Annotated in this window: 4 protein-coding genes and 2 tRNA genes; 2 read left to right on the top strand and 4 right to left on the bottom strand. The window is 48.2% G+C overall.

What is annotated here, in order from left to right; translation table 11 throughout:
- Window positions 1–61: 61 nt before the first annotated feature.
- A tRNA-Leu gene (locus P1P86_09720) sits at window positions 62–145 on the top strand.
- A gap of 24 nt (window positions 146–169) precedes the next feature.
- Window positions 170–255: transfer RNA gene (locus P1P86_09725), tRNA-Leu, on the top strand.
- Window positions 256–310: 55 nt separating this feature from the next.
- On the opposite strand, the gene P1P86_09730 is transcribed toward P1P86_09725, so the two are convergent.
- From P1P86_09730 to P1P86_09745, 4 genes are all read right to left on the bottom strand, one after another.
- Window positions 311–3,634: a SpoIIE family protein phosphatase gene (locus tag P1P86_09730; GenBank protein MDF1575456.1), complete on the bottom strand. Its 3,324-nt coding sequence runs from the start codon at window positions 3,632–3,634 to the stop codon at window positions 311–313.
- 101 nt (window positions 3,635–3,735) lie between these two features.
- Window positions 3,736–4,572, bottom strand: a complete 837-nt coding sequence (locus P1P86_09735) for a DUF1080 domain-containing protein (protein MDF1575457.1) — start codon at window positions 4,570–4,572, stop codon at window positions 3,736–3,738.
- Window positions 4,573–4,629: 57 nt separating this feature from the next.
- Window positions 4,630–5,619 carry a sugar phosphate isomerase/epimerase gene (locus P1P86_09740; GenBank protein MDF1575458.1) on the bottom strand — a complete coding sequence of 330 codons (990 nt, stop codon included), beginning with the start codon at window positions 5,617–5,619 and terminating at the stop codon, window positions 4,630–4,632.
- Window positions 5,620–5,803: 184 nt separating this feature from the next.
- Window positions 5,804–6,139 (bottom strand): hypothetical protein (locus tag P1P86_09745; protein MDF1575459.1); only part of this gene is annotated, 336 nt, incomplete at its 5' end.

The raw sequence follows: 6,139 nt of genomic DNA on the forward strand, positions 1-6,139 counted from the left end.
CCCCGAAACGAGAATTTCCGGGGGTGCTTATTTGGTTCTTTTTGTATTTAACAGTCATCTTGCCCAGATGGCGGAATTGGTAGACGCGCTAGTTTCAGGGACTAGTGTACGCAAGTACGTGCAGGTTCGAGTCCTGTTCTGGGCACTTTTTCATTATTGATTTCTTTTTGCCCAGGTGGCGGAACTGGTAGACGCGCTAGGTTGAGGGCCTAGTGACCGATTTTGGTCGTGCAAGTTCGATTCTTGTCCTGGGCACAGTCCAAGCCAAAAGCAAGTGTTTATATAACAACAGCTTTTGGTTTTTTTTACCTCAGAGCTTGATCCCGATCATCAAAACATCGTCGATCTGTTCATTGACCCCCTTCCATTCTTCATAGGCCTTTTCGACGGCCGCTTTCTGATCAAGCATGATGCTGTTTTGCAGCTGGGAAAGCAGGGTTTTAAAACGTTGTGTTCCATATTTTTTCCTGTGCTTTCCCCCGAACTGGTCGATGAAACCATCTGAAAGCATGTAAAGGGTATCTCCCCGGTTCAGCCGGAGATTGCTAACCGAGAAAAGCGTGCTGCTTTCGGAATGGATGCCCACGGGCATGCGATCCCCTTTGAGAATGACCAGTTCTCCCTTCTGAAAGGTATACAGATTATGGTTTGCTCCCGTGAACTGGACCTCCCTGGTTTTTGTATTGATGGCCACCAGGCTCATTTCAATGCCATCCTTGGTTTCATACCTGTCCCCGGTCTGCCCCAGGGCCGCAATTACCAGGTCGCGGAGTTCATCCATGATTTCGTTGGTGGGGCTATCGGTAAACTTGCTGGAGATTTCATTCAGAAGAGAGATGCCCAGCATACTCATAAATGCGCCCGGTACACCGTGTCCGGTACAATCGGCTACCGCAACCAGAATGGTTTCGTCCCGTTTATCCACCCAGAAGAAGTCTCCGCTTACGATGTCCCGGGGCAGGTAAAATACAAAATGTTTTGGCAGCAGGAAGCGCATCACTTCATTGGCGGGCAGCACCGCATCCTGAATTCTCCTGGCATAAATAATACTGTCGGTCATGGCACTGTTTTGCCGGTCGATCAGTTCTTTTTGTTCCGACAGGGAATCCCTCTGTCTCTCAATCTCATCGCGCTGAGCGGTTGTCTCCTCATTCAAAAGCTCCAGTTCCTGTTTCTGTAGCTCAATCTCTCTATTCTGCTTTTCAAGGAGCTCAGCCCTGGTTTTGAGCTTACGGGTGTAAAGAATTACAAAAATGACCAGGGAAGCGATCAGGATAAAATACAGGAAAACAGCTGCAAAGGTTACATACCAGGGTTTCAGGATGCTGAATTCGTATACGGATAAAGGACTCTCATCACCAAAAACATTTCTGGCCTTAACCTTCATTTCATATCTCCCATAGGGCAGATTGGTGTATTTTGCAGATCTTTCTCGGCTCCATTCAGACCAATCCCTGCTGAATCCTTCCAGGTAATAGCTGTATTGCATTTGTCTCTGGTTCTGGAAGTATAAGGCAGACCACAGGAATTCAATATCCCGGAAATCATGTTTCAGCCTGGGACGGCTCTCCCCGGTTTGTTCTGTCTCCGGAAGTAACTGGCCCGAAGCGCTGGTGGAGAAGTAGGTTCCGTCGAACAACAAAGAGTCCCCGTTTATTTTGACATTCCGCATCAGGACCTGGTAACTTTGCATGCTGTCGACCACCTGGCTTTCATCAAAATGAATAAGCTCGGCCGCTTTGGAAAACCACAGTTGTTTTTCAGAATCTGTATAGAACACATCGGTAGGTACCCTGGAGGAAAGAACCCGTAAGATCCGCTCGTGAACCTGTTGAAAACCTGTATCTTTCTGCCTGGCTGCCAGTATGTTCCAGCCGCTATCTTCATTCTCGAAAGAGAACCAGAAGAGATTGTCGGCTCCTTTGTGAATCAGCTTGATATTGTTTTTCCCGTCTGGAAGAAGGCTGTTGTACAAAGAATCGTAAAGCAGGGTATCCTGCATATAATCGAAGCGGAAAAACCCCTCTTTGCTGCCCACCAGAAGTTCCCGGCTAACCGGATCGGTGAATACTTCCAGGCTTCCTGCCGGTAATCCATTTGCTGCACCAAAATTCCGGAGTTCCGGTTCTTTTTCCCCCTTTAGCTCCAGGCGGAGCAATCCCCGGCGGCTGGAGATCCAGATGAAACCCTGGCGGTCCTGGCTCATATTTAATATCTCCCGGTTAATTTCAACATTCAGGACCTCTTTCCACTGACCGTTTATAAACTGGAAGGCTTTGAAGGGATCACTCCCTGTATAGAATATTCCGGGATTATTCCTGTCAGCCAGAAGCTTTCGTCCTCCTGCCGGAATCGTACTGATCTGCATTTTATTGTCAAGCAAATAGGTCCTGTCTGTGCCGATGGCTAGCAGGTATTCAATTCCCGGTGAAGGTTCCATCACCTGAAGGTCGTATATTTCTCCCCGGACTCCCCGTATGGGTCTGAATCGCAACTGATCATGCAGCTGCTGTTGGAGTCCGTCCAGAGTTGAAACAAAAAAATCTCCGGCGAATTGATCCAGATCAGTGATCAGCTCGCCCCTGCCTCTTCCGTACATGCCCCTGCTGCTCTGCCCCACGGAAACGGAGTGGAAGGGGCAGTGGAGGTTCACCCTGCTGACCCCTTTCCAGTGTGCTATCCAGAGAGCCTGTTCACCTCCCGGATCCTCATCAAAAATAAAATAGGGAATGGCATTGTCGAGCAAGCCTTCATTCTCAGATATCCTCTTCTTCAATTCCCACCTGTCGTTCAGAATGTATAAACCGTTTGCCCTGGTGCCTATATAAACATCTTTTTCGCGGTTTTGCAAAAATATCATCTGGGCAGAAATAAGCTCCTCCATCAGGGCAGGCTCCAAAAAGGTACTGTCGACGGTTCCCTGAAGGGTGTCGAGCAGATACAACTTATGGAAAAAGGTGCTGACCAGGAGTTGTCCCGAATCCATGGCAACCAGGCCAGAGATGTTTTTTCCTCTGAACTGGCCGCCCCCCTTAACCGGTAAAAATCCCTCCCCGGCGAATTTCATCAGTCCGCTTTCATAATTGGAGCTATACATCTGAGGACCCAGGAAGAAGGTAAGAAAGGCATTGGGAGGGGGGTCAATGACAGAGATCTCCTCCAGGGCTGGAGCGTAGACCAGGATGGACTGCATGCCGCAGAAATATACCTGATCTTCCCTGTAATAAGTCCTCCAGAATGCGACCTCCGAGTACATCTCTCTCCCGGCCGAATCCAGCAGGGATCTGTATTGCAGATGTCCCCTGCGGTCGGGCTCAAGCCTGCCGAAATCCCCATCCAGGCCTGCATAAATGAACCCGTCATTCCCGGCCACCACTGACCTGACTGCGGCACTTCCGGGAACCGGTATGGTTCTCCAGGAGCTGCCGTCAAATTCCAGAATGCCATTGTCGTTATTCGCAACGTAAATCAGGCCCCGCTGGTCCCTGGCGATGCCCCAGTTTTGTTCTCCTCCCCCGGTTTCTGCGTAATGATAGTTCTGGATGTACTGCAGTCCGAAAAGACTGGGCTGAGCTCTAAGCAAATAGCTTGCCAGGCTAAGAATAAGGAGCAGGAAAATCCGCCGGGTAAACATAACTTAGATGATTTACCATGCAAGATAATGTTTATCGCTTACATGGAAGCATTATATGGAGAAATGCAGATCCTTGCGAAGGGTTCTCCTTCAGAAGAATTCTACAATTCCCGTATCCAGATGTTCCGGAAAGCAACCGGATTCCCGTGTTGCTGCAACATAATCCGTCCCGGGCCATGTTTTCTCACCAGGTATTCGGGAATTCCGACATAGGTAGTAGGCCCCCTCAGTGCCACATTGTTCTGGATAAGCACCCCGTTATGAAATACGGTAACCCGGGGAGGAGCAAAATAGCTGGTGCTGTCCGCAGCGAAGCGTGGAGCCGTATACACAATATCGTAGGATTGCCATTCTCCCGGTTTTCTGCTTGCATTTACCAGGGGGGCATACTGTTTATAAAGGCTGCCGGCCTGCCCGTTCCGGTAGGTGCGGTTCTTATAACTATCCAGAATCTGAAGTTCATATAAACCCTGAAGATAGACACCGCTGTTTCCTCTGCCCTGTCCGCTCCCTGTAATCTCGGAAGGTGTTTTCCATTCAATATGTAACTGAAAATCACTAAAGGTTCTTTTGGTACTGAGTGATCCTGATCCCCGGGTAGATTGCATGGCTCCGTTTTCAATGATCCAGGTGGCAGCTTTGAACCCACTGTTGGGTCCCCATCCGGCAGTCTCTTCCCATTCCTGGTGGATGTCTGTTCCGTCAAACAGAATTATCGCATCCGAGGGTGCATCACCGGGGTTTTGAGCCGCCTGAACAAGGGGGACTTCCGGATCCCATATTTCTGTCATAAAATGGTTCATCCTCAGAAGTGAATCCTCCCCGGGTCTGTATCCGTCCTGTTTCATCCGTTCGTTGTCTGATCTTCTCTGTCCCTGCTGGGAATAGCCTGCCAGGCAGGTGGCAAAGAACAGAATGATGGTTATGAAGTATTTCATTGTATCCACTATTTAATTATGTGATTTAAAATATACCTACTCAAAAAAAACGGCGTGCTATTCGACTGGACCGGCCAGAAGTTTCCGGGCATAGTCCACGCATTTACCGGTTTCAATCACTGCATCCGAACCTTCAGGGATCTCATATTCCAGCTCAATATCGCAGTAGATATCCCACTGGTTTGCTTCAATCAGTTTCAGGATATCTCCAAGGGGAGTATCGCCCTGTCCCCACCTGGCATTGGTGTCGGGCGGATAGCCGTCTTTACCGGTTTTGTCTTTCAGGTGGATGCTGTAGATCCGCTTGTGCAGCTTACTGATCAGTTCATTGGGATGCAGGCCCGTTGCTCCGAAATAATGCCCCACATCCAGGTTCAGCATGTTGTTGGGGGAGTATGCCAGGTAATCTTCAAAATTAAAGGCCGTATCGCCGGGCTGGCCATGGTTGTGGAAAACGGCATACATATCGTGTTTTTCTGCGAAGGGTCCCAGGCGCCGGGCTGCCTCGTGGCCAATTTCATTGGTGACGGCCCTGGCTCCCAGGATCCTGGCAGATTCAAATGCGTAGTCAATTTCTGCGTCGCTCCAGGTGGCCGGGGAGAATTTTACTGTGTGGATATGGATTCCGGCCTCATCAAACATGGCTTTCAGCTCCCGGTATTTCTCCGGGGAGGCTTCGTTGATTCTCCAGTTGGCCATTTCCTCTCCATAGGCCTCCATTTGTTTCCTGAATTCTTCTCTCTCTTCCTCACTCATTTCCCTGAAGTTCGGTGGGAATTCCGGTCCGGCCGGCGCACCAGCAAACTCTTCCGCTATATTTCCCATCAGTTCCAGCGAGGAGATCCCGGTCTGCCCGCAGTATTTGATGATATCTTCGGGACTGCTCGGCATGCTGCGCCAGCTATAAGTAATTACACCGATTTGTACCCCGGCGTAATCAGATTCTGCTTCGGTCTTTTTGGTGGTGCCCGAACATCCTATCATCGTGATAAGTACCATGCCAAATGCCGATAATGCAAGTAAATTTTTTGTTCTGCGATTTTTCATACCATAGTTATTTTTAGTTCTTCACTGATGATCTTAAAATTAATTGTTAAATCAAGCTTATTCTAACCTGGATTATTCATAAATAAAAGGGAATTGTTCATTGAAAATGCTGAAAAGTCAGTAAATTCAAGTTGTTCAGAACAACCCCCTTATATACAATGATAAAGAATAATTTCAGAACTCCTTACTTGTCGCAATCTAAATTAGCGGAAATTTTGAAAACCATCCGTAAATCTGATCCTGGAAATGTGGTTTCTGTTTGGTTCAATAGGTCTGCAAGTTCAGCAGCTGCACGATTATATCGATTAGCCGATAAAGAATAGAGTATTACCTGGAGGGTCTTGTTCTTATAGTCCGGGACTACATCTGCATTGGCCTGTATGATTTGTTTGACTACCATCCTTTTTTCTTTTTCTGCATTGGCCAGGTATGGTGCTATAATAGAAGCTACAGCAGTTTCGGCCCTGTAACATATCATCTTGATCACATTCATAAAAATCTTGCTTTCAGTTTTCAGCTT

This window comes from Bacteroidales bacterium (genome assembly GCA_029210725.1).
Lineage (GTDB): Bacteria > Bacteroidota > Bacteroidia > Bacteroidales.